The following is a 25,117-nucleotide window of genomic DNA, read 5'->3' as shown; positions in this document are numbered from 1 at the left end:
ATAACTAGAGCTGTTTTCTCTTCTATCAGAGTTTAGTATTTCCCCAACTCCCGTAGGCTAGTATGATTTTCCTGAATGCGGCGGAACATTTTTTCTATATCCGACTTGGTAAAGTTAACCAAGACCGGCCGGCCGTGTGGGCAGTTATAAGGATTGTCACACTGGGACAGCTGAAAGAGCAAGTCACGCGCAGAGTAGTCATCCAGACTGTGATTGGCCTTGATGGAGCGTTTGCAACTCATCATAATAGCTAGCTCTGCTCGATATTTCTTGATGGAGACTTCCTTGGTCAAGAGAAGCATATCACACATCTCATAGATGCCGGCCTCAATCTCCTCTTCCTTGAACCAAATCGGATGCTCACGGAGGATAAACTGGTTAGCTCCGTACTCTTCTAAAAAGATGCCTGCATCTTCTAACAGCTCCATCCGCTGCTTGATTCGCAGCATATCGTCTGCTGGAAATTCAAAGATATAGGGCACCAAGAGCTGCTGTTGGCTATTATCCACATCCCCAATCTTCTCCCGATAATACTCATACTTGACCCGCTCTTGGGCAGCATGCTGGTCAATAATGTAAAGGCCACCCTTGCCCTGAGCAAAGAGATAGGTGCCATGCATCTGACCGAAATATTCTAACTCTGGGAAGCTTGACTTCTCTTCTTGTTCCAACTTATCTACAGCTCGCTCCAGACTGACCTGGTCTAGCTCTGGATGGTCTAACTGGTCATAGCTGGCCGGCTTTCTCTCTGCAAATTTGACCGAAGTCGGTTGCGGTTCTGCTTTTTCGTCTGTCGCTTCATGAATAGGCTTTGCTGACTCTTCAAAGGATAACTGCTGCTCTGCCACCTCTGGTTTGAGGAAGAAGTCATTCCGCTCCTTATCGTAGTAGAGGCGATTTTCTTTCAGAGGAAGACTGGTCTGTTCGGGTTTAGTCGCACGCTTAACAGTTGATTTGGCTAGATTTTCCAAAGCATCTGGGATAAGGTCCTGCTCCTTGAGACTAGCCGCAATGGCTTGCGAAATCAAGGCCATGAGTTCCCGTTCTTTAGAAATCCGCACCTCTTGCTTGGTCGGATGGACATTGACATCGGCTAGGTAAGGATCAATCTGAATATTGATGACCGCTAGCGGAAAGCGACCTACCATAAGCTTGCTGCCGTAGCCGTCCAAAATAGCACGATTGAGCAGGAAATTCTTAATGTAACGGCCGTTGATGAGAATCGTAATATAATTGCGGTTCGCACGAGTCAACTCAGGCAGACTGACATAGCCGCTCACCTCAAAGTCCAAATCTGAAGCAGATATTTCCACCATTTTCTTAGCTGTTGCCAAACCATAGATGCCTGCAATAGCCTGACGCAGATTACCACTGCCAGCAGTCCGTGTCATTTCGCGACCGTCACTAATAAGGGTGAAAGCCACTTCTGGATGGGCCAGACTAAGCCGATTAATCACATCAACGATATGGGACAGCTCAGCCTGCTGGCTCTTCATATACTTGAGCCGGGCTGGAGTATTAAAGAAGAGATCCTCAATCTTGATTTTCGTTCCCACCGGACTGCTGGTAGGCTCATGCTCTTCTATCTCACCGCCTTGGGCAACTAGCAAAGTCCCGTGCTGGCCATTTTCTGTTGCAGTCTCAATGGTAAAACGCGAGACAGAAGCAATGGAAGGAATGGCCTCGCCGCGAAAACCCAGTGTCCGAATCCGAAAGAGATCCGCCTGTTTCTTGATTTTACTGGTAGCATGGCGGCGAAGGGCCAGAGGGACATCTTCGTGATCTATGCCCTCGCCATTATCCGTCACCTGGATAGTCTTGAGTCCGGCCTCCTCGATTTCAATGGTAATTTGGCTAGCACCCGCATCAAGTGAATTTTCCACCAGCTCCTTGACCACGCTGCTAGGTCGCTCAATGACCTCACCGGCCGCAATCTGATTGGCTAGAATTTCTGGAAGTTCGATAATTTTTGACATCATTTTCTCCGTATTTGTTCTGCTATCTATTATAACACATTGGGCTCTTTCTATCAGAAGGCAGCCTTTTCTCAACCACTCTGCTCACAAGACAAACCAGATAGACACAAATAGCTGCCACATGGTCAAAAGGGCTTGTTTTCGCTGCCAAGTTGCGGTTTAATAAAGGTGAAAGGAGGAAGTTATGAAAGTTAAGCTAAGAATCGATTCTCAAGTCACCGAAGACTCCGTCAGCATTGAGGCTCGCCTCATGACAGAAAGCATTCAGGAATTGGTCCACTTTGCTCAACATCTAGGCAAGGAGGAAAAGATTCATGTCAAGAAAGAAGACAACATCTATCTGCTGGACGCTAAGGAAATCCACCGAATCTATACAGAAAATCGTCAGGTCCGGGTCCGAACGGCAAAAGACAGCTATCGAGCTCAACAAGCTCTTTATCAGTTGCTACAGGTCCTGCCGGACTATTTTCTGCAGATTTCTCAGTCGGAGATTCTCAACAGCCGACAAATTAACCACCTCAAGCTGACTCCAAATGGTCTGATTCAAATATTTCTGAAAAACGGTGATCAGACATACTCGTCCCGCCGTTATCTCAAATCTATCAAAGAAAGGTTGCAATTATGAAAACTCGTCTTAAAGAACTCTTTTTCGGAGGGATTGGAGGGATTTTCATTGGTCTCTTCTTCTCCATAGTTGTTTCTTATTTTTACAATCCAGCTTATCTACCGCTTCACCCTCGCTCTCCTATTGGCCACTTCTTTTTGAGCCAGCATGTCCATGTTTCCCTCATCATGCTCTACTGCCTGTTTATCTGGTTTGTCATGGGAGTTATTTTCAGATGGAGTGGAAACTTCTTCCAAAGAGACTGGAGCATCCTGCGCTCCGTCGTCAGCCACTATGGCGTGATGATTCTGACCTTTGCACTTTTGGCCAACCTAGCTGGATTTTTCCCAAGAGAAAAAATACTTAGCCTGACACTGACCGCCGTCGGGGAATTCACTCTCATTTATCTGCTTATTTCAGGCGCTATCTACTGCCACACCTACCGTAAAATTCAAAAAATCAATAGCGACTTGTCTAACAAATCATGAGAAACAAAAAACAGTTCAAATTTGAACTGTTTTTATTCTACTGGCGGAATTGGAGGCATAAACAGCTCTTTCAAATCATCAACTGTATCTGCTCTCATCCATTCTGCCATTCCTGGTTTCCAGACTAAGGTCGAAGGGAGGAATTGCCCTGATAGAGACATTTGTGTTAGGGTATTTCTATCATAAGGTCCAGATGCTTGTCCATTGTCAGCAATATGGTAAGCAGTTGTTGGAATCGGAGGAGGCGAAACCACTGACTGTTGTTGGGAGTTGCCTGACATCATATTATTCATAGCTCCAGCAATATTTTGGCCTACAGCACCTCCTACTGCCATTCCTGCCATCATAGCAGCGGGGTTGAAGCCTGAATCGCCTCCCAGAGAAACTGTTCCCGAACCATTAGCGCCCATTTGCCCCAATGCATCAGCGCCAGCAATACCAACTTCGGACTGCTTTTCAACTTGAAATGCACCTAGGTTTGCAGATTGTGTTTGCTTATGTTGCGCATATTGTCCTTCTTCACGTTGGATACGTATCCGTTCAACATAGTCAGTAGTTTCAGCTTGTATTTTAGCTGTGGTAACATCCTTGGTAACCAACATAAGCTGTTGATAGCCTTGACTTGATTTATCTATCTCTATTGCAGCTATATCAAGACTTGAAACAGTGACACCAAAATTCTCCTTTAATCTTTCCATGACATCATGTTCAAGAGCTTCATTAATTTGTGAAATTTTGCTTTCAAGATTAATGACAGGAATGTTATTCTCTGTAGGAGCATTGGTTACAATATGTTTAGCATATCGGGCTACAGCATCCCGAATCTGCTTTTGAAAATCATCAAGATTAAAAGTATTCAACCTGTGTAACTTAATAAATTCTTTATAATCAGTAATTTTAAAATTAATCGTACCACGAACCGCAACAGGAACACTAAAGTCTAAAAACCTTGGATCATAGACATCAAAAAACGGTACTGCAAACTTGACTTGAATAATTTGCGCAAGATTGATGAAATAGACTTCTGCTGGAAATGGTGTGCCACCTTCATAAGCCAGACCTACTATGCTTGCTAGTACAGGAAAGTTAGAAGTCTTAATAGTCTGATCATACGGACCTACAATAAAGTCCTGTAGTGTCCCATCTTTTTGTTTATAGACAAAGACGGCAACCTCTCCGTCTTTGACCCGCAAGGATGACCCCCAACGAATGGCATTTTCTCTATCGCCTGTTCCCTGCTCTACTCCCGCAGGATGCCACTTCCATATCAAATAGGACACTTCATCACAACGGATTTCATCCATGAAGCCGCCTGTTTTGTTTCTGCTAAATAAGTTCATACTTCTCTCCTTCATCTTCTCAAGAGTAAAATATACCAATCATTTATTTTCTTTTCTTCAAAAAAATGATTAGAAAAGAAAATAAAAACAATAGTACTCCGACTAGTGAAAAGAATCCTCCTATAATTACCATAATAGATCCGAACCAATTGCTGGAATCCACTTCTCTTTCTATCGTTGAAGCAACCCCAACCAAAGTAATCCCCATTCCAAACGATAACACAAATTGCAGTATAGCCGAACTTTTTATAGTTCTCATAAAGGATTTCAGCATTTTATGTTTTTGAGCCTGACTGTATAGCTGACTGATATATTGAAATTCCTTTGTGTTTCCGAAGGAAAGTGTCGCTTTCTGATATGCTTGTTCTAATTTTGTCTTCCAAGCTTCATAATCATAATCATACGAATTCATATTTGAGGTTGCAAGGATAACAAACTCATAAATATCCTCTTTCGTATTTGGAATATAAAAATTTCGAATGATTCCAATCTTTTGTTCTACGTTCTCAGTCTGCTCTAATTTATTCGCTAACTCCTCAACTCTACTCTGTGTCCTTGCCCCTCTCAACTCATATCCACAAGTTGGACAAAAGGACATAAAGGAATCTAATCTCTCAGCACAATTCGGACATTTATATAGTTCACCATCATATACTGTTTTTCGTTGCGATGTATCAGTTTCTCCCTTAGCTGTACCGCAGTTACTACAAAAATGTGCACCTTCAGCAAATGCTTGGCCACAATTTGTACAAAATCCCATTTTCTTTTTCTCCATTCTCCCATTTAACACCAATAAATCTATGGTCGTATACTCCATATTATACTGCTTTTTTGTTACCCTGTAAATCCTAATTACTGCTTCTTCAAAAGGTTCTAAGCGCCTACAACAAGAGTACTAAAAAAGAGCTTGATTAAGTATCAAGCTCTTATTTTTTACAACTTCTTCTTCAACTCGGCTACCGCCGCCATGACTTCCAGGGGAGTCATATTGTAGATGTCCAAGTCTCGGAGTTCAGCCAGGGCTGGATGTTCCGTTTCTTCTTCAAAAAGTGACATCTGCTCAGACACCTTTTGGGAGTCCATTCTGGACACTGAAAGAGAAGTCTCTCTTTTCTCTTGATTTTCCAAATCTGTCAAAATCGCATCTGCTCGCCTTAACAAATCCGTAGGTAAGCCAGCAATTTTTGCAACATGAATCCCATAGGACTTGTCAGCAGGTCCTGCTTCAATCTTATGCAAAAATGTCACTTGGCCATCTTTCTCTAGAGTTGCCACATGGACGTTTTCTAATCGTGTCAAGCTACTTGACAGGTCTGTCAACTCATGATAATGGGTTGCAAAAAGAGTCTTGGCCTTGGTACGATCATGAATATACTCAATAATTGCTTGCGCCAGAGCCATCCCATCATAAGTCGCAGTCCCCCGTCCCAGTTCATCAAAAAGGATCAAAGAGTGGTCACTTGCTTGTCGAATGGCCCGATTGGCCTCCATCATTTCCACCATAAAGGTCGATTGACCAGAAACTAAATCATCCGCCGCACCTATTCGTGTAAAGATAGCATCGAAAATCGGAAGACTGGCGACTTCCGCTGGTACATACGATCCCATTTGAGCCATGATGACAATCATTGCTAGCTGTCGCATGTAGGTTGACTTCCCGCTCATATTTGGTCCGGTAATCAGCTGAATATCTGTTCCTTGATCCAGCTCGATACTATTTGGGATGTAGCTTTGGGCTCCCATGACTTTTTCGACAACCGCATGACGGCCTTTTTTAATCTGCAAACTACGACTGCTTGTAAAGCTTGGACGGACTAAGTGTTGACTTTCAGCCACAACCGCAAAGCTCTGTAAAACATCGACCGTAGCTAGGGTTTGAGCTAAGGCTTGTAGCCGTTGAATATATTTTCCGACCTCTTCACGAATGCGCATGAAGATCTCATATTCCAGATTAGCAGACTTCTCACGCGCCTCCAACATCTCGCCTTCAATGCGCGCCAGCTCTTCCGTACCAAAACGCTCAGAATTTTTCAAGGTTGCTTTCCGGAAAAAATGGCTAGGGACATTGCCTAGTTGAGAATTGGTGACATGGAAATAGTAACCATCCTTCTTGTTATAATCAATTTTCAGATTAGTAATACCACTTGCCTCTCGCTCCTTGGCTTCAATGTCCGCAATCCAGCTAGTCCCCTCTCTCATGACCAAACGGTACTGGTCCAAAGTCTCGTCAAAACCAGTTCGAATGATATTGCCCTCAGTAATTACTTGTGGAGCATCTGGGTCAATAGCAGAGCTGATTAGATTTTCCAGCTCAGGAATCGCATCTAGCCTTGCCACCAAACTCTCCAGAGCTGGACTTTCAATCGTTTCTAAAATTGACCGAATCTGAGGAACATGGCTCAAAGTAGAAGACAATTGCAGGAGGTCCTTGGGATTGGTCTTGCCAAATGACACACGACTTACCAGGCGTTCAATATCATAGACGCCCTTGAGACTATCTGCCAAATCACTCCGCTCAAAGAAATAATCCAGAAAGACCTGAACGACATCTTGACGCTTGATGATTCGTCCCTTATCAATCAAGGGATGCTGGATCCAAGAACGAAGCAAGCGTCCTCCCATGGCTGTTTTTGTTTCATCCATGAGCCAAAAAAGACTACCATGCTTCTTGCCCGTCCGGGCATTTTCAGTCAAGTCCAGACTGGTCTTTGTCGCATAGTCCATCTGAAGAAAATCTTTTATCTCATAATGATGGACCTTTTTGAGATGGCTGAGCTCCCGCATCTGCGTCTGAAAAACATAAGCCAGAAGCTTCCCTGCCGTCTGCTTTTCTAAAGATGACAACTCATCTCCTAAGAGCTGAACGTCCTCCATTGCTTCCTCGACTTCTGACAGGAGTAGATTCATTTGTTTTGACAAAACCTGCTGCTCATCTTCTGACAAGCAATAACCTACGACTACTTCCCGAGCTCGGAGATTTCGAATTTCTCCACAAGCTTGGTCAAAATCTGATAGACTGGTCACCTGAAATTCTCCCGTAGCCAGATCCATATAGGCCAAGCCATAAGCTTGCTCCTGCCTATCCAAAGCAACCAAAAAGTTATTTTCTCCGGCTGGCTTACTAGAATCCACTACCGTACCCGGCGTAATAACCTGGACCACCTCGCGTTTGACCACCCCCACGGCCTGTTTAGGATCTTCCATCTGCTCTGCAATGGCAACCTTATAACCAGACTCAATCAAAACATCAATATATTGCTGGGCAGAGTGATAAGGTACACCCGCCATTGGAATGGGATTTTCTGAATTCTTATTACGGCTAGTCAGGGCAATCTCGAGAATCTGTGCCGCATTAACAGCATCCTCGTAAAACAACTCATAGAAATCACCCATACGAAACAGCAGGAAGGCGTCCTGATAGTCTTTTTTAATATCCAAGTACTGCTGCATACCTGGCGATATTTTTTCTGTTGCCATAGTTTCCTCTCTCGTTGACAAGTTAGGCCTGTAGGCTCCAACTCTCTAGTCCCTTCAATCCTGAGCACTTTTTGCTATACCATGAACTCTAATGGTTACCCAAGAATCATCTTACCTGATTTTACCATAAATAGAAAAAGGTTGAAACTTTTGTCTCAGCCCTATTTCATTCTTCAATTTACATCTTTGCCAAAATCTGCTCTTCGATTTCTTTGGCAGTATCCTGATTACGGCAAATTAATAGGAGTGTATCGGCACCTGCTAAGGAACCTAAAATCCTCTCATCCCTATTCTCATCAATGATGTTAGCCAGCACTGCAGCTTCTCCCAAGCGTGTATGCAAAACCAAGGTAAATTCCGCACGGGCTACCCCTCTAAGATGGTAAGACAAAACCTCAGTCAAATCAATTCGAGCCGTTTCTTGCGCTAAAACATAATAGAGCTGGCCGTTTTTCTTGACTTTAATTAGACCAATTTCTCGCAAATCGCGGGATAAAGTCGTCTGAGTTACATAAATACCCTCTTCTTCCAGACGAGTCTGGATATCCTTTTGTGTCCCTAACTTCTCCTCTTTAATCATTTTCTTGATTAAGTCATGACGTTTCTTCTTTTTCATTTTCCCCTCGGTAGTTGTATATTTATACTCTAAATTATACCAAAAAATTGTTATGATACCCAAAAAATTTGAAGATTCCTTTAAAAATGTGATAAAATAGTAATATTAAAAGACTCAAAGGAGCACCTATGGATAATAAACAAATCATTGCCAGCGAATTGGCCAAGGTGATTGACAGCCTGGACCAAGACGCTATTTTAAATTTACTCGAACAGCCAAAAAGTTCTGATTTAGGAGATATCGCCTTTCCTGCTTTCTCATTGGCCAAAGTAGAACGCAAGGCTCCTCAAGCTATTGCAGCTGATATTGTCGAAAAGATTGACACAACTCACTTTGACAAGGTTGTTGCAACTGGACCATATGTCAACTTTTTCTTAAACAAAGCTGAGATTTCTGGTCAAGTTATTAAAGACGTAGTTAAAGAAGGGGCTGACTACGGACAACAAAATGAAGGCAAGGGCGAAAATGTTACTATCGACCTTTCAAGTCCAAACATCGCCAAGCCATTCTCAGTTGGTCACTTACGCTCTACCGTTATCGGAGATGCTCTTTCTAACATCTTCCGCAAAATGGGCTACAATACCATCAAAATCAACCACTTGGGTGACTGGGGTAAACAATTCGGTCTCCTCATGGTCGCTTATAAAAAATGGGGAAGCAAGGAAGCTGTCGAAGCAAATCCTATTGACGAACTGCTACAACTCTATGTCCGTATCAATGCCGAAATCGAAAACGACCCCGCCTTGGATGACGAAGGACGCTTGTGGTTTAAAAAGCTAGAAGATGGTGATCCAGAAGCAACTGAACTTTGGCAATGGTTCCGTGACGAAAGCTTGGTGGAATTCAACCGTATCTATGAACTTCTCGGGGTTGAGTTTGACAGCTTAAACGGGGAAGCCTTCTACAACGACAAGATGGATGAAGGAATTAAAATCCTTGAAGAAAAAGGCCTTTTGGAAGAATCAAAAGGTGCTAGCATTGTCAATCTTGATGATGTCAACCTTCCTCCAGCTATGATCAAAAAATCTGACGGAGCTACGCTTTACATCACTCGTGATATTGCAACTGCCATGTACCGGGCTCGTACCTACAACTTCGTCAAAAGTATCTATGTCGTAGGACAAGAACAGTCTAACCACTTCCGCCAGCTCAAAGCTGTACTTAAGAAGATGGGATTTGACTGGAGCGATGATATGACTCACGTAGATTTCGGTCTCGTTACTAAGAACCGCCAAAAACTGTCTACACGTAAAGGAAATATCATTCTTCTTGAGCCAACCTTGCAAGAAGCGATCAGCCGTGCAAAATCTCAAATTGAAGACAAGAATCCAGAACTTGAAAACAAAGAAGCTGTTGCTCATGCAGTTGGTGTCGGTGCGGTTAAATTCTACGATTTGAAGACAGACCGTCGCAATGGGTATGACTTTGACTTGGAAGCCATGGTATCCTTTGAAGGAGAAACAGGACCTTATATCCAATACGCTTATGCTCGTATTCAATCTATCCTTCGTAAGGCAGACTTCACACCTGATGCAAATGCTGACTACCGTCTAAACGATGCTGAAAGCTGGGAAATCATCAAGCTCCTTCAAGACTTCAGCCGTGTTGTAAAACGTGCTGCAGATAACTATGAGCCATCATTGATCGCTAAGTATGCTATTAGCTTGGCTCAAGCCTTCAACAAATACTATGCACACACACGGATCTTGGACGAAAGCCCAGAACGCGATAGCCGTTTGGCCCTCAGCTACTCTACTGCCGTAGTCCTAAAAGAAGCTCTCCGCCTACTTGGTGTTGATGCTCCAGAAAAAATGTAAGAAGCTAAAAATGCGCTCTAAAGAGCGCATTTTTAATTTGTTCAACTAGCCGTATTCTAACTGATCCAGCTTAATTTAGCATTTTTAACACAGCATTTTCTAACAATATCATCAAAGGGCGACCATAGAATAATCGACTGCTTCATTCGTCTTATTTTTATTTGTAAAACAAATGCACCTCCTAAAAAGGTGCATTTGTTATGTTATATCCAAGCAACAATTACTTGTTTATTCCTCCACAAAACGTCCTAAGATATGGACGTTCTCTGAAACAGAGACAAAGGCTTGCGGGTCGGTTTTACGTATAATGTATTTAAACTCATTGTACTCAGCCCGAGTAATTACTGTGATCAGAATTGCCTTTTCCTGATGATTGTAGGTTCCTTCTGCACCATTGATCATGGTAGCTCCTCGATGCAAGCGGTTGTGGATTTTCTCAATAACCTTATCTGGACAACTGGTAATAATCATGGCCTGCATTTTCTTTTGCTTAGTAAATACAGCATCTGTTACCCGACTGGATACGAAGATGGTAATCATCGAATAAAGTGCATAGGTCCAGCCAAAAGTCAGACCTGCAATCAGCATAATCACCCCATTCACCATGAAGGAAATACTACCGACATTACGGCCTGTCCGCTTACGAACAGTCAAACTGACAATATCCGTTCCGCCACTAGAAATATTATTTTTCAAAGCAAAGCCAACACCAGTTCCCATCACGACGCCCCCAAAAAGAGCATTGATAATAGGGTCCTGTGTTAAAACTACCTCTGGAACGATCTGAATGAAAAAGGAACTCATACTGACTGTTATGAAGGTGAAAACCGTAAACTTATGTCCAATTTGATACCAAGCCACAATCATCAGCGGAATGTTGATTAAATAGAAGGTAAGGGAAACTGGAATTGTCATCCCAATAAATCTCTCACTCAAGGCAGAAAAAATCTGAGCTAGACCTGTTGCCCCACTAGAATAAACATGCCCAGGCTGAAAAAAGAAATTCACAGCAACAGCTGAGAGAAAACCATAGACAATCGAAGCCGAGATTTTCTCATCATACTTTTCCTTAGAAATGCTCTGTAGTACTTTCAAGAGCCGAAAATTATAGGCCAATCGGCGAATCCTATAGCGTAGGATCTTATAAAACTTAGTCTTTTTCATTTACTTCCACTTGTAAATTCAGTTCATCTAACTGTTTTGCAGCCACAGGGCTCGGAGCCTGTGTCATTGGGTCAGTCGCCTTGTTGTTCTTAGGAAAGGCAATGACTTCACGGATATTTTCTTCTCCTGCTAAGAGCATCACGAAGCGATCAAGCCCGATAGCCAAACCACCATGTGGTGGGAAACCATAGTCCATGGCTTCAAGAAGGAAACCAAATTGATCATTAGCTTCTTCAGCTGAGAAACCAAGAGCCTTGAACATGCGTTCTTGAAGGTCTTTTTGGTTGATACGAAGGCTACCACCACCAAGCTCATAACCGTTTAAGACGATATCATAAGCAATAGCGCGGACCTTAGCCAAATCACCTTCTAATTCGTGAGCTGTTTCCGCTTGAGGAAGGGTAAATGGATGGTGGGCGCTCATGTAACGATCTTCTTCTTCAGACCATTCAAACATTGGCCAGTCAACCACCCAAAGGAAGTTGAATTTATCGTTATCAATCAAGTCAAGCTCTTTAGCAATACGTCCACGGAGGGCACCAAGCGTTGCATTCGCCACTTCAAGCGTATCTGCTACAAAGAGAACCAAATCCTTATCTTCAAGATCAAGCGCTGTTATCAAGTCTGCTTGGATGCTAGTCAAGAACTTAGCAACTGGTCCGTTTAATTCTCCATCCACAACCTTAACCCAAGCAAGGCCCTTAGCTCCATACTGCTTGGCTACTTCGGTCATCTTGTCGATGTCTTTACGTGAATAGTTGTCTGCAGCGCCTTTGACGACGATTGCTTTTACTGCCGGAGCTTCTGAAAAGACTTTGAAGTCTACACCTTTGACCACTTCTGTCAGGTCCTGAAGCAACATGTCAAAACGAGTATCTGGCTTGTCAGAACCATATAGGGCCATTGCATCATCGTACTTCATACGAGGGAATGGAAGCGTCACTTCGATTCCTTTTGTTTCCTTCATGACGCGCGCAATCAAGCCCTCTGTGATGTCTTGGATTTCTTGCTCACTAAGGAAGGAAGTTTCCAAGTCGACCTGGGTAAACTCAGGCTGACGATCGCCACGCAAGTCTTCGTCACGGAAACATTTAACGATTTGGTAATAGCGATCAAAACCAGCATTCATCAACAATTGCTTAGTAATTTGTGGACTTTGAGGAAGAGCGTAGAAATGGCCTTTATTGACACGAGATGGCACCAAATAATCGCGTGCCCCTTCAGGTGTTGACTTGGAAAGGAAAGGTGTCTCCACATCGATAAATTCCAACTCATCCAAGTAGTTGCGGATAGAATGGGTCACCTTAGCACGAAGTTTGAGATTTTCCAACATCTCTGGACGACGAAGGTCGAGGTAGCGGTAACGCAAACGTGTATCGTCATTGGCTTCAATGCCGTCTTTAATTTCAAAAGGAGTTGTTTTAGCGGTGTTTAGAACCTCCAGGCTTTGCACGTGTAATTCTACAGCACCTGTTGCCAATTTATCATTAGCCTGCTCTCTGGCTACCACTTGACCTGTCACCTCGATGACAAACTCACTGCGCAGACTTTCTGCTGTCTCCATCACATCCTTTGAAACAGTCTCAGGATTGATAACCAGCTGCATGATGCCTTCACGGTCTCGCAAATCAATGAAAATCAAGCCACCCAAGTCTCGTCTACGAGCAACCCAGCCTTTCAAAGTGATTTCTTGACCTACGTGCTCCTTGCGAACACGTCCAGCATACATCGAACGTTTCATTATTTTTCTCCAAACTTTTAATTCTTGTTCTATTTTACCATAAAGATAGAGGGATAAGCTTGTCCCTCAAGATTTTTTTAGAAAAATCAATTTTTGCCATATAAGAGAGCTTAAAAAGAGTCGATTCAAGCCTAGTCTGCCTTCTTGTCCTCTTCAAATAAAGCAGGTGCCAAGGCCTTACTGACCATAGCTGTTAAAAATCGAAAAAAACCCGCCGCCAAGCCAAATATAGGAGCTAGATAGCGGAAAAAGAAATCTCCCCTAATAAATAAACACAGAAGACCTGTTATGATAAATAAAGCTACTGCCTGAATAAGGGAGAGCATGACTATTTTTTTCATTCAATATTCCTTTGTAGATGATCATTTGTAGTTGCTCAAGTAAAACAGAGGGCTGGAATAGAATTCCAGCACCTGTTGCTTTCACTTGCTTAGAGTCCAATTTGGGCCAAGACATCCTGAAAATCTGCCTTAATAGCCTCGAGTGACACTGTCACTTCTTGACGTGTCTCATTATTTTTGACAGTCAGCTCGCCACTTTCCAGCTCGCTCTCGCCAAGAGTAATAATGGTCTTCGCTTGGAAGATGTCCGCTGATTTAAACTGGGCCTTAATCTTGCGGTCCAAATAGTCCCGTTCAGCCGCAAAACCTTGTGCTCGGAGAGACTGGACTAATTCCAAAGCTTTGCCATTGGCACCAGCTCCCAAAACAGCAATATAAGCGTCCAGACCCGTCTCAATCGGAAGCTCCACACCTTGCTTGTCCAAGACGAGAAGCAAGCGTTCCAAGCCCATACCAAAGCCGACACCTGGTGTCTCAGGACCACCAAAGTAGGCAACCAGCCCATCATAACGGCCACCCGCACAAATGGTCAACTGACTGCCAGCCACCTCAGTCGTAAACTCGAAAATCGTGTGGTTGTAATAATCCAAGCCACGGACCATGTTGGTATTGATAACATAAGGAATCTGTAAGGTCTCTAACATAGAGCGAACAGCCGCAAAGTAAGCACTGCTCTCCTCATCCAAATAGTCCAGAATAGAAGGCGCACCCTCTACGGCCACCTTATCCTCAGGCTCTTTAGAATCCAGCACGCGCAGCGGATTTTCCTCCAAGCGACGTTGACTGTCAGCAGACAGACTAGCCTTCAGTGGAGTCAGATAATCAATCAAGGCCTGACGATAAGCTGCTCTGCTCTCAGGATTACCCAGTGTATTTAGCTCTAAGCTGACATTGGTGATGCCAATTTCCTTGAAGAATTGAGCTGCCATAGCAATCATTTCTACGTCTGTTGCAGGATTGCTAGATCCAAAGCACTCTGCTCCAATCTGGTGAAATTCCCGCAGACGACCTGCTTGTGGACGTTCATAGCGGAACATAGAGCCCATATAGTAGAGCTTGACAGGCTTTTGAACTTCCGGTGCGAAGAGCTTGTTTTCCACATAAGAACGAACGACAGGAGCTGTCCCTTCCGGACGAAGGGTGATGTGGCGGTCCCCCTTATCATAAAAGTCGTACATTTCCTTGGTCACAATGTCTGTCGTATCTCCAACAGAACGGCTGATAACTTCATAATGTTCAAAAATAGGAGTACGAATCTCAGCATAATTGTATTTCCTAAATGTCTCACGGGCAAATTCTTCGACATATTGCCACTTGGCAGACTCTTGTGGGAGAATATCTTGAGTTCCCTTTGGTTTTTGTAATTTCATCTTCTCACCTCTGTCTTCTTTAGTACCTATATTTTACCACAAGTCCAGCATTTTTAGGAGTACAAATGGTATTTTCCAACAGTAAGAAGTAAATCCGTTTTCATTATGGAAAATATCTTGAAAAAATGTCAGAATTGTGAGAAAATAAAAACAATTCCAGCTAGTATAGAAGGAGATACCTATGAGAGACGATATCAAAATCAACGAACGAGCAGCTGCCATTCAGGATAAACTAGTAGAAAAACTCGAACGCATTTACGACCCAGACGTCGAGCTAGATGTATACAACCTAGGCCTGATTTATGAAATCAACCTAGACGAAAACGGCCACTGCAAGATTGTCATGACTTTTACGGACACAGCCTGTGACTGTGCTGAGAGCCTCCCCATCGCCATCATGGACTCTCTTAAGAAGATTGATGAGATCGAAAGTGTCTCTGTCGAAGTCACTTGGTCTCCTGCTTGGAAAATCACCCGCATCAGCCGTTTTGGCCGTATTGCACTAGGGATCAGCCCTAAATAAAAAAACGACTACTTCGTCTATCATTGAAATAAAATATTGAACCCGCTAGAAAAACTAGCGGGTTCTTTTGTTATCTATAGGTTATTTCTTACCAGTTTCTTCTGGTTTCCAGAAGTCAGTCACAGCACCTTTAGCGGCAGAGGATACCATATGGGCATATTTACCAAGTACCCCGCGACTATAAAGCGGTGGAATGGTCGTTTCTGCCTTACGTTTTGCTAGCTCTTCATCAGAGACAGCCATGGAAATTTCTTTGGTGTCTTGGTCAACGGTTACTATATCACCCGTGCGAAGGTAGGCGATCGGGCCACCATCCTGAGCTTCGGGAGCAATGTGTCCAACAACCAAGCCGTAAGTACCACCTGAGAAGCGACCGTCTGTCAGAAGGGCAACCTTGTCCCCTTGACCTTTCCCTACAATGATAGAAGAAAGCGACAGCATTTCCGGCATACCAGGGCCACCTTTTGGTCCAACGTAACGAACTACAACCACATCACCATCGACTACTTCATCGGCCAACACTGCATCAATAGCGGCTTCTTCTGAGTCAAAGACCTTGGCTGGTCCGACGTGGCGACGTACCTTAACACCAGAAACCTTGGCAACAGCACCGTCTGGAGCCAGATTACCATGCAAGATGATCAATGGACCGTCTGCACGTTTTGGATTTTCAAGTGGCATAATGACCTTTTGACCTGGTGTCAGATCCGCAAAGTCTGCCAGATTTTCCGCTACCGTCTTACCAGTACAAGTGATGCGATCACCGTGCAGGAAGCCATTCGCCAAGAGATATTTCATCACAGCAGGCACTCCACCAACCTCATAAAGGTCTTGGAAGACATACTGACCAGATGGTTTCAAGTCGGCCAAATGTGGCACCTTCTCTTGAATGACATTAAAGTCGTCCAGTGTCAGCTCAACATTAGCCGCATGAGCCATAGCTAGCAAATGCAAAGTAGCATTAGTAGAGCCACCCAGAGCCATGGTCACTGTGATCGCATCTTCAAAGGCTTCACGCGTCAAGATATCAGAAGGTTTCAACCCCATCTTAAGCATATTAACAACCGCACGTCCAGCCGCTTCAATGTCTTCTTTTTTGTCAGCTGATTCTGCAGGGTGAGAAGAGGAGCCTGGCAAGCTCATACCCAGAACTTCAATGGCTGTAGCCATAGTATTGGCCGTGTACATACCACCACAGCCACCAGGGCCAGGGCAGGCATTACACTCGAGACGTTTCACGTCCTCCTCGGACATATCTCCGTGGTTCCATTTTCCGATTCCTTCAAATACGGAAACTAAGTCAATATCCTTCCCATCAAGATTTCCAGGTGCAATCGTTCCACCGTAGGCGAAGATTGCAGGAATATCCATATTGGCAATAGCGATCATAGAGCCTGGCATGTTCTTGTCACAGCCACCAATGGCCACAAAGGCATCCACATTGTGACCGCCCATGGCAGCTTCGATAGAATCCGCAATGATATCACGAGAGGTCAAAGAAAAGCGCATCCCTGGCGTACCCATGGCAATCCCATCCGCGACGGTAATCGTGCCAAATTGCACAGGCCAAGCACCAGCAGATTTAACCCCTTCTTTTGCTAGCTTACCGAAGTCATGCAAGTGCATGTTACAAGGGGTATTTTCCGCCCAAGTCGAAATCACCCCTACAATAGGTGTTTCAAAATCTTTGTCCGTCATTCCTGTAGCCCGAAGCATGGCACGGTTTGGTGATTTAACCATGCTATCGTAAATCTTACTTCTATGACGATTTTCTAGCTTATCTGTCATGTCTATTCCCTTCCTATCAGTGGTCTTTGTGTCCTATATTATACCACACTTGCCCTCAAATGAACAGGAGAAAATTTTTAAATTTTCAGAATTTTATAAAAATAATTGCTCTGCTATTTTCAAATTAAATAAAAAAATCTGTCAAGTAACTTTACTTTACAAAAAACTTTTGATATACTGTTAAAGTTGATGTAAATCATCAAACTGAATCGAAATCATAAACTAAAAGGAGAAACAAACAATGGCAGTACCTGCACGTCGCACATCAAAAGCGAAGAAAAACAAACGTCGTACTCACTACAAAGTAACAGCTCCATCTGTAACTTTTGACGAAACTACTGGAGATTACTCACGTTCTCACCGTGTATCACTTAAAGGATACTACAAAGGACGTAAGATCGCTAAAGCTGCTGCAGCTGAATAATAGAAGGGAGATACCATGCGCGTAAATATTACACTTGAACACAAAGAATCTGGTGAACGCTTGTACCTTACTTCTAAAAACAAACGTAACACTCCAGACCGTCTTCAATTGAAGAAATACTCACCAAAACTTCGCAAACACGTTGTGTTTACAGAAGTTAAATAATTGAGATGAAGAAAAACCTATGAAACGTTGATTTCATAGGTTTTTTTCTTTTTGAGAAAATGCTATATATCACAATATAAATCAATCGAATCACTAGATTTTTATGAAATGAATTAGATGTTTGGAGACATAAAAGACAGTAGTATCAAATCTACTATCTTTTCATTTGTTAGATAAATTGTCAATAATAGTAGTAGTTATTACTATGTTACCAAAACCTAAAACAGCATATCTCCAATGCACGCAATAAGATAATAAATAAGAACCGAAAACAGAGTTATTATTACCCCAACAACGACCGTATATAATATTATTTTTGTCTGACTTAAACTACTTATAAAGTTTTTTACCCTTTCATCTGATTCTATCATTTTATACTCTTCAGTAGTTTTATCCTTTAATAAATCCGATACAGTATTTAAGTTGTTTTGCTTTTTAATTTTCTCGATCTCAAGCGATGTCTTTACAGTCCAGAAGAACAAGACTCCATAAATTATAAATCCTATTTTCCCAAAAATCATAACAGATGGAAAAATACTAAAACATGTTACTGCCATTAAAACTATAAATTTTTTAGTAAGATATGTACTTCTATCGCCCTTCATTTTGAAACCCCTTTCATCCCTTTTTACTAAATTATATACCATTGATTATTTTAAGTCAATAATTTTTATTCCATTTAAGTTTTTTTTTAATAAATATCTCATATAACATGATTTGTTTAAGATCTTGATGATTGCTAAAACTACAAATATATTTGAATTTTTGACAATATATCTCTTATGATATATACTATGTACTAGTAATTAATTTATCAATTTCAATATAAAATATTTCAAACGAGATTTAATATGCAATCAATAGGTAATAAAATTAAAACAAAAAGAAAGTCACTCGGACTTTCTCAAAAAGATTTGGCTGATGGAATTTGCGAACAAAGTTTAATTAGTAAAATCGAACGAACGAACTATTTCCCTTCCGCTGATATTCTTTATAAGTTATCACAAAAACTTCAAGTGGATATAAACTTCTTTTTCGATGAATCGTATGAGACTGTCTCTGATTTACGAAAGTTTATTACCATGTCCTCAAAGCTTTTAGAACATAGAAATTACACTGATTTAGAATATCTTTACAACCTTGAAAAAAGTAAATCAAATTCATTTAATGAGGATGAACAATCTTATTTAACATGGATTGAAGCTATTATACTCTTTTATAACTATGATAAAAAAGATAGTGCAATCGAGTTGCTTAAAAATCTTATTGACTCTTTATTCGATTATAAAAAAAATATTTTTTTAAAAGCTCTGAATACTCTAACAAATTTCTACTCAAATATAGGTTATAACGAAGAATATGAAAGAAACTACAAGAAACTTCTTCAAATCTATTCAACAAAAGATTTCCAATTAAAAGAGGATATAGAAGGATATATTCGGTTAAAATATAATTTTGCTCATCATTTAACGATTAACGGTCAATTACTGGATGCTTTAGAAACAGCATTAGAAACCATAGATTTTTGTAAAAATAATAATACAGCATATCAAATGCCTTCTCTACTTCTTCTCGTTGCTAATTCTTGTGAAAAATTTCTATCTAAAGAAGAGATTATACAATATTACACTGAAGCAAAAACACTAGCTAAATTATACGGAAATGATGTGCTCTATCTCAAAATAAAAAACTACTTAATCAATTACAATAGTGATTAAACTCTTTTTAATATATTTATTCATATGAGAAAAATTCTTATATGTTCGAATATAGAAAAGCTAGCAGAGAGATTTCGGCTGGCTTTTTTATACCTAAATTACTACTAATGCCTTTATTTAAAGACATACCACTTAAAACCAACCTTCCGAAATATACATTTTTTCCATAAAGGCAATTAGTATAAAATGATGAATAAGCAAGACTTACTTTAGATCCTTAAAGCATCTACATGACTAGAAATCTTGATTTTAAGGGCTTTTTTTGATTTTAACAAAATATCTGCATTTTATATTATCTATTCTAAACTGAAAAATCAATTTAAAGTTTTTATAATAGCTACAGTTTCTTTAATATTCAATTTATCTAGATAACAGAAATTCATCAATTTCTACTTTTAATGTAGATTCTAACTAGCTTAATTATAGGAATTACGTTATAATGAAGCCAAATAATGGCATATGTGGTGGCGAGATTATGTTTTATAAAACAAGACAAACTGGAATATCCAATGACGTTCAATAAGGTAAAGTCAAGTCCAAAAAAGTAATAAAAAATTATAACTAAAAAGGAGAATTACAATGTCTAGACAATGGAAGAAATCGATTCTTACTCTCTTCACTCTCCTAGCACTCTTCGTGATTGCTGGCTGCGGACAAAACCAAAAGACAGACAAAAAAGTCGCTCAATCTGATCAGAAAACGGCCACCCTGTCTGGAGAATGGGAATCTGTAGATGAACTTGAATCGATTCAAAAAGTGTTCATTCCCAAAGGTATGAAGGGCATCACTTTTGCAAGATTCATTGAAGCTTTCAAAGACTTTAAAATGGCACTAAAAGTTGACGGAAATACTGTTAACCTAAGTTATGATTACGATGTCACACCTTTTGCCAAAGCCTTTTATTCGATATACAAAGATAAAGATAAAACAACAGAAGCTGATTTCATTAAAGAAGTTTATAAAGGCGAGTCAAGTTTTTCTGAAGAATTCAAACAATATAAAGTAAGCATGGATAATGACAGTGGCATTTTCAGATATTCTGCAACAGGAGATATTGATAAAAGCAAACAAACCATCTCATTTAAAGAAGGGTTGTCAATTCTTAATTCCTTCCCTGCTTCTGTAGGCGATAAATTAGATCCAGTCGTTTACAATTATGAGATCAAGGATGGTATTCTCTATCTCTATGCAGACGGTACCACCACAAAGGAAGGACTCCCTGCTCACTTTGAATTCCGTTTCAAACAAGTTCAAAAACAAGAGAAGAAATAGAAAGGAGAAGCAAAGATGTTTAAAAAATATATGAAAGCATTCTTAATCGCTTGCTGCTCTCTCTTTGTACTCACAGGATGCGGAAATAATTCTAACTCTAACTCTAGCTCTAGCACTGCCAAAACCTCTACCCTTGATGGAAAATGGGAAGCTGTTGACTTTAGAAGTTCAGTTGAACGTAGTTTAGGCTATCAAGACTTTGATGAAGAAAAGGCTACGCGGCTAAACTATTCTGACGGCTGGAAAGATCTAGCACCTACATTGAATATTTCTAACAATAAGGTTGAATTTGAATATACAGCTCCTATGCGAACTTGTCTCGGTAATTTCTACGATTACTACCTAAAGACCTACTCTGCGTCAACTATTTCTAAAGACGGTTTTATAAAGGCAAGATTTCGCAAGTTAAAAACAGATTTAGCAACTTATCAATCCCGTATGAAATACACTACTTATGATTCTAACGACAATGATTACACGGTTCATTCTTTACTTAGAAATGGTAAAATCGATACTAAGAATCATACGATTACCTTCCCTGAAACACCAAATATTTTGCAATTAGTCGTACTTTCTATTGCAGATGTTACAAATGAAAAAACGTATAACTATACTATTGAAGGCGACATTCTTACATTGACTTTAGAATCACGAGATGAGGTAAATGATGTAACCGCCTATTTCAAAGTGAAATTCAAGAAAGTCCCAGACACTAAAGATAAAGAATAAAAATCAAAAGACACCCTTTAGCACATTGAGCCAGGACTCAAAAGGGTGTTTTTTTATGCTCTCTTGTCTTACTACTAGTAATATGAACTTGTATCATAGTAGCTTTTCATTTTTTAAAAGATAGGCAGCAAGAGCTTCATTGTAGATTTTGAATAGCGTGATATCCTTGCCTATTTTTATTTGACAAGAAAAAGTAGACAGTGTATACTAAAGATAGATAAGTAGACAGTGTATACTTTTGGAGGAGATACATGAAACGCAATACTGCCCAGCTGAAAGAACAGCTCATTCAAACAGGGGTTGACGAAATCGGAAAACACGGAATTGAACAGCTTTCGCTTAGGACCGTTGCCAAGGTCTGCGGTGTAACTCACGGCACTCCATACCGCCATTTTGAGAGCAAGGAAGGCTACCTCAAGGTGGTTTTGGGCCGGCTCTCGCTCTTTCTCAATCAGGAAATCAATGAAAATATTGACGTGACCAGTTCTGCGCGTGATCAGCTAAATCAGCTTGGTCTTAATTTCATTATTTTTGCCAAGACCTACCCTCATTTTTTCGAAGCTCTCTTTATCAAATTTCCTTTTAAATATATGAAGGTGACCCAGGACACCATTCTCTTGGAGTCTGATCTGCCTGGATTTGATAAATTCAAGGAGCTTGTTTTAAAGCTTCGTGAGGAGGAAAATTTTAGCAATAGCGAAGCGGAAAGTCTTTTTCACTTTTGGAGCTTTATCACAGGTCTAGCTGTTCTGGCCAACAGTCCTATCGGACAAGACCTTGATCCTCAAGACATCCAATGCACGATCGAGCACATGCTTGATATTTATATCAAAGGAGAACGATCATGAAAACCCTGATTATTTACACCCACCCCAGCCCAACTGGCTTCAATGCTGCTATTCTCAAAGAAGTTCAAAGCAACCTTTCTAAGAAGCACGAAGTGAAAACCTTGGACTTGTATGCTGAAAATTTTGACCCGATCTTGCGCTTTGACCAAGAGCATAGACGCCATGACCTGCACAAAGATCCTGAAATGGCAAAATATAGGGATTTGATTACTTGGGCAGACCATCTGATTTTCATTTTCCCTATCTGGTGGAGCGGTATGCCGGCTATTCTCAAAGGCTTTATTGACCGCGTCTTTGCGGCTGACTTCGCCTACTCTTATAAGAAAGTCGGCATGCAAGGCCATCTGCAAGGCAAGACCGGCTGGATTATCGTCAGCCACAATACACCAGGTTTTGCTCTGCCTTTCGTCCAAGACTACGGCAAGGTACTTAAAAACCAAATCCTGAAACTTTGTGGCATTTCTCCAGTCAAACTGACCGAGCTCAACGGAGTAGAACGCAAAACAGACCAACAACGCCAAGAAATGCTCAAGAAAATCGGGCAGCTGGCCAGTCAAATTTAAGAACAAGCAAATAGGCACTTCGTAAGAAGCGCCTATTTTTATATTTAATCTAAGCCCACGCGCTTGAAGATTTCATCTACGCGCTTAGTGTAGTAAGTAGGATTGAAGATTTCATCAATCTCTTCCTGAGTCAGACGGGAAGTGACTTCTGGGTCCGCTTCGAGCAAAGGCTTGAAATCCACTTGATTGTCCCAAGACTGAGCAGTCTTTGGCTGCACCAAGTCATAAGCTTGCTCCCGAGTCATGCCTTTTTCAATCAAGGTCAACATAGCCCGCTGGCTGAAGATAAGACCAAAAGTCGAGTTCATATTCCGCTTCATATTTTCTGGGAAGACGGTCAGGTTCTTGACGATATTACCGAAGCGGTTGAGCATGTAGTCGATGAGAATGGTCGTGTCCGGAGCGATAATCCGCTCAGCTGATGAGTGGGAAATGTCGCGTTCATGCCAGAGAGAGACATTCTCAAAGGCTGTCACCATGTGACCACGAATGACACGCGCCAGACCAGTCATATTTTCAGATCCGATTGGATTACGCTTGTGAGGCATAGCAGATGAACCTTTTTGCCCCTTAGCAAAGTATTCTTCCACCTCGCGCTGCTCAGACTTTTGCAGACCGCGAATCTCAGTTGCCATGCGCTCGATAGACGTCGCAATCAAGGCCAAAGTAGAGAAGTATTCAGCATGGAGATCACGTGGCAAGACTTGAGTCGAAATCTCCTGCGGACGGATGCCTAACTTCTCACAGACATAGCTTTCCACAAATGGCGGAATGTTGGCAAAGTTACCAACCGCACCAGAGATTTTTCCAGCTTCCACACCCGCAGCCGCAAGCTCGAAACGCTCGATATTGCGCTTCATTTCGCTGTACCAAGTCGCGAGCTTAAGACCGAAAGTCGTCGGCTCCGCATGCACCCCGTGGGTACGACCCATCATGATGGTGAACTTGTGCTCCCGCGCCCGCTCTGCAATGATGTCAGTGAAGCGACGCAGATCCTCACGGATGATGTCATTGGCCTGCTTGTAGAGGTAGCCGTAGGCCGTATCCACCACATCGGTCGAGGTCAGGCCATAGTGAACCCACTTGCGCTCCTCACCCAGTGTCTCAGAAACCGCCCGCGTGAAGGCCACCACATCGTGGCGCGTCTCCTGCTCAATCTCCAAGATGCGGTCAATGTCAAAGCCAGCCTTTTCACGAATCAAGGCCACATCTTCCTTGGGAATCTCACCCAACTCAGCCCAGGCCTCATCAGCCAGAATCTCTACCTCCAGCCAAGCCTTGTACTTATTTTCCTCAGTCCAAATATTCGCCATTTCGGGGCGAGAATAACGGTTGATCATTGTTTGTTTTTCTCCTGTTCCACATATTTATCTTTAAGTTCTAAGATTTAAATTCGTCTAATGATGGATTCATTTACATCTTCACCCAATCTCATCACATGTTTCATTTTACGATTGTCACTTATTTACCGCCCACTCCGCCGCTTTCTCTGCATGGATCACTGTTGTGTCGTAGAGTGGCAGGTCAGTGTCGGATTGCTTGACGAGGAGACCAATCTCGGTACAGCCCAAGATAACAGCTTCAGCGCCTGCTTTTTTCAAATCATCTATAACGGCAAGATAAGTCTGCTTTGAGCTTTCTTTGATTGCTCCTAGACAGAGCTCGTCATAAATGATTCGATTAACCTCTGTAATATCAACTTGGTCTGGAATCAGCACTTCTAACCCAGATTCTATTAATTTTTCCTTGTAAAAATCTTGAGTCATGGTGTATTTGGTCCCTAGGAGGCCGACTTTTTGAATACCGTCAGCCAACAAGGCCTGCGCGGTTGCTTGCGCAATATGCAAGATTGGAATCGTAATCTGCTCCTGTATCTGCGGAGCAACCTTGTGCATAGTGTTGGTGCAAATAACAATGAAATCCGCACCTGCTTGCTCCAGGCTCTTAGCAACATCTGCCAACAGTTGACCGCTTTTCTCCCAGTCTCCGACTGCCTGATAATGCTCAATCTCTGCAAAATCAACACTATAAAGTAGAATCTTAGCTGAATGCAGGCCACCCAGCTTTTTTTTGATGGTTTCGTTAATGATTTGGTAGTAAGATGTGGTACTTTCCCAACTCATACCACCAATCAGACCAATAGTTTTCATAGA

At 41.8% G+C, this 25,117-nt stretch carries 24 protein-coding genes; 11 read left to right on the top strand and 13 right to left on the bottom strand.

Annotated features, from left to right (window positions below; genetic code table 11):
* Positions 1-32 precede the first annotated feature (32 nt).
* Positions 33-1,976 carry a DNA mismatch repair endonuclease MutL gene (gene mutL / locus AWH02_RS07075; RefSeq protein WP_060554247.1) on the bottom strand — a complete coding sequence of 648 codons (1,944 nt, stop codon included), beginning with the start codon at positions 1,974-1,976 and terminating at the stop codon, positions 33-35.
* 184 nt (positions 1,977-2,160) lie between these two features.
* Here mutL and AWH02_RS07070 point away from each other — a divergent pair, with 184 nt between their 5' ends.
* Positions 2,161-2,601, top strand: coding sequence for a LytTR family DNA-binding domain-containing protein (locus AWH02_RS07070; protein WP_060554248.1), 441 nt, complete (start codon positions 2,161-2,163; stop codon positions 2,599-2,601).
* Positions 2,598-3,068 (top strand): DUF3021 family protein, encoded by a 471-nt coding sequence (locus AWH02_RS07065; protein WP_060554249.1) that lies wholly within the window; start codon positions 2,598-2,600, stop codon positions 3,066-3,068. The genes AWH02_RS07070 and AWH02_RS07065 overlap by 4 nt, the downstream gene beginning before the upstream one ends.
* A gap of 32 nt (positions 3,069-3,100) precedes the next feature.
* Here the strand turns inward: AWH02_RS07065 and AWH02_RS07060 are convergent, their stop codons facing one another.
* The 4 genes from AWH02_RS07060 to argR form a co-directional block, all read right to left on the bottom strand.
* On the bottom strand, positions 3,101-4,408 hold the full coding sequence (locus AWH02_RS07060; RefSeq protein ID WP_060554250.1) for an SPFH domain-containing protein: 1,308 nt from the start codon (positions 4,406-4,408) through the stop codon (positions 3,101-3,103).
* A gap of 43 nt (positions 4,409-4,451) precedes the next feature.
* A complete protein-coding gene (locus AWH02_RS07055) occupies positions 4,452-5,183 on the bottom strand; it encodes a zinc ribbon domain-containing protein (protein WP_223358763.1) in 732 nt (243 codons plus the stop codon).
* A 158-nt stretch (positions 5,184-5,341) separates the two neighbouring features.
* Complete coding sequence (gene mutS / locus AWH02_RS07050; protein WP_060554251.1) at positions 5,342-7,885, bottom strand: DNA mismatch repair protein MutS; 2,544 nt, start codon at positions 7,883-7,885, stop codon at positions 5,342-5,344.
* Between the two features lie 178 nt (positions 7,886-8,063).
* Positions 8,064-8,501: an arginine repressor gene (gene argR / locus AWH02_RS07045; protein WP_008809983.1), complete on the bottom strand. Its 438-nt coding sequence runs from the start codon at positions 8,499-8,501 to the stop codon at positions 8,064-8,066.
* 128 nt (positions 8,502-8,629) lie between these two features.
* Between argR and argS the strand changes: the two genes are divergently transcribed.
* Positions 8,630-10,318 carry an arginine--tRNA ligase gene (argS, locus tag AWH02_RS07040; protein WP_060554252.1) on the top strand — a complete coding sequence of 563 codons (1,689 nt, stop codon included), beginning with the start codon at positions 8,630-8,632 and terminating at the stop codon, positions 10,316-10,318.
* 228 nt (positions 10,319-10,546) lie between these two features.
* On the opposite strand, the gene AWH02_RS07035 is transcribed toward argS, so the two are convergent.
* The 4 genes from AWH02_RS07035 to hisS all read right to left on the bottom strand — a co-directional run bounded on the left by AWH02_RS07035 (position 10,547) and on the right by hisS (position 14,934).
* Positions 10,547-11,482, bottom strand: a complete 936-nt coding sequence (locus AWH02_RS07035) for a YitT family protein (RefSeq protein WP_060554253.1) — start codon at positions 11,480-11,482, stop codon at positions 10,547-10,549.
* Positions 11,469-13,223, bottom strand: coding sequence for an aspartate--tRNA ligase (gene aspS / locus AWH02_RS07030; protein ID WP_060554254.1), 1,755 nt, complete (start codon positions 13,221-13,223; stop codon positions 11,469-11,471). Before aspS ends, AWH02_RS07035 begins: the two co-directional genes overlap by 14 nt.
* A 131-nt stretch (positions 13,224-13,354) precedes the next feature.
* The gene (locus AWH02_RS07025; protein WP_060554255.1) at positions 13,355-13,564 is read right to left on the bottom strand and encodes a hypothetical protein; all 210 of its coding nucleotides are present in this window, start codon (positions 13,562-13,564) and stop codon (positions 13,355-13,357) included.
* 89 nt (positions 13,565-13,653) lie between these two features.
* The gene (gene hisS, locus AWH02_RS07020; protein ID WP_060554256.1) at positions 13,654-14,934 is read right to left on the bottom strand and encodes a histidine--tRNA ligase; all 1,281 of its coding nucleotides are present in this window, start codon (positions 14,932-14,934) and stop codon (positions 13,654-13,656) included.
* A gap of 181 nt (positions 14,935-15,115) precedes the next feature.
* Here hisS and AWH02_RS07015 point away from each other — a divergent pair, with 181 nt between their 5' ends.
* A complete protein-coding gene (locus tag AWH02_RS07015) occupies positions 15,116-15,457 on the top strand; it encodes a metal-sulfur cluster assembly factor (RefSeq protein ID WP_008809989.1) in 342 nt (113 codons plus the stop codon).
* An 81-nt stretch (positions 15,458-15,538) separates the two neighbouring features.
* Here AWH02_RS07015 and ilvD read toward each other — a convergent pair whose 3' ends face one another.
* A complete protein-coding gene (gene ilvD, locus AWH02_RS07010; RefSeq protein ID WP_008809990.1) occupies positions 15,539-17,245 on the bottom strand; it encodes a dihydroxy-acid dehydratase in 1,707 nt (568 codons plus the stop codon).
* A 241-nt stretch (positions 17,246-17,486) separates the two neighbouring features.
* Between ilvD and rpmF the strand changes: the two genes are divergently transcribed.
* Together rpmF and rpmG are read left to right on the top strand one after the other, a co-directional pair.
* Complete coding sequence (gene rpmF, locus AWH02_RS07005) at positions 17,487-17,669, top strand: 50S ribosomal protein L32 (protein ID WP_008809991.1); 183 nt, start codon at positions 17,487-17,489, stop codon at positions 17,667-17,669.
* Positions 17,670-17,684: 15 nt separating this feature from the next.
* Positions 17,685-17,834, top strand: a complete 150-nt coding sequence (gene rpmG / locus AWH02_RS10725; protein ID WP_001265622.1) for a 50S ribosomal protein L33 — start codon at positions 17,685-17,687, stop codon at positions 17,832-17,834.
* Positions 17,835-18,052: 218 nt separating this feature from the next.
* Here rpmG and AWH02_RS07000 read toward each other — a convergent pair whose 3' ends face one another.
* Positions 18,053-18,439 (bottom strand): hypothetical protein, encoded by a 387-nt coding sequence (locus AWH02_RS07000; protein ID WP_060554257.1) that lies wholly within the window; start codon positions 18,437-18,439, stop codon positions 18,053-18,055.
* Between the two features lie 246 nt (positions 18,440-18,685).
* Here AWH02_RS07000 and AWH02_RS06995 point away from each other — a divergent pair, with 246 nt between their 5' ends.
* From AWH02_RS06995 to AWH02_RS06975, 5 genes are all read left to right on the top strand, one after another.
* Complete coding sequence (locus AWH02_RS06995) at positions 18,686-19,552, top strand: helix-turn-helix domain-containing protein (protein ID WP_060554258.1); 867 nt, start codon at positions 18,686-18,688, stop codon at positions 19,550-19,552.
* Positions 19,553-20,188: 636 nt separating this feature from the next.
* On the top strand, positions 20,189-20,824 hold the full coding sequence (locus AWH02_RS06990) for a hypothetical protein (protein WP_223358765.1): 636 nt from the start codon (positions 20,189-20,191) through the stop codon (positions 20,822-20,824).
* A gap of 15 nt (positions 20,825-20,839) precedes the next feature.
* A complete protein-coding gene (locus tag AWH02_RS06985) occupies positions 20,840-21,553 on the top strand; it encodes a hypothetical protein (protein ID WP_060554260.1) in 714 nt (237 codons plus the stop codon).
* 251 nt (positions 21,554-21,804) lie between these two features.
* On the top strand, positions 21,805-22,401 hold the full coding sequence (locus AWH02_RS06980) for a TetR/AcrR family transcriptional regulator (protein WP_060554261.1): 597 nt from the start codon (positions 21,805-21,807) through the stop codon (positions 22,399-22,401).
* Positions 22,398-22,964, top strand: a complete 567-nt coding sequence (locus AWH02_RS06975) for an NAD(P)H-dependent oxidoreductase (protein WP_060554262.1) — start codon at positions 22,398-22,400, stop codon at positions 22,962-22,964. Before AWH02_RS06980 ends, AWH02_RS06975 begins: the two co-directional genes overlap by 4 nt.
* A gap of 44 nt (positions 22,965-23,008) precedes the next feature.
* On the opposite strand, the gene purB is transcribed toward AWH02_RS06975, so the two are convergent.
* Positions 23,009-24,304, bottom strand: coding sequence for an adenylosuccinate lyase (gene purB / locus AWH02_RS06970; RefSeq protein ID WP_060554263.1), 1,296 nt, complete (start codon positions 24,302-24,304; stop codon positions 23,009-23,011).
* 117 nt (positions 24,305-24,421) lie between these two features.
* Positions 24,422-25,114 (bottom strand): aspartate/glutamate racemase family protein, encoded by a 693-nt coding sequence (locus AWH02_RS06965; RefSeq protein WP_060554264.1) that lies wholly within the window; start codon positions 25,112-25,114, stop codon positions 24,422-24,424.
* Between the last annotated feature and the right edge of the window lie 3 nt (positions 25,115-25,117).

Origin of the sequence: Streptococcus gordonii (assembly GCF_001553855.1) — a bacterium.
In the GTDB taxonomy this organism is placed as follows: Bacteria; Bacillota; Bacilli; order Lactobacillales; family Streptococcaceae; genus Streptococcus; species Streptococcus gordonii.
Note: the sequence above shows the minus strand (reverse complement) of the source record. Positions and strands in the feature narration are given on the sequence as shown.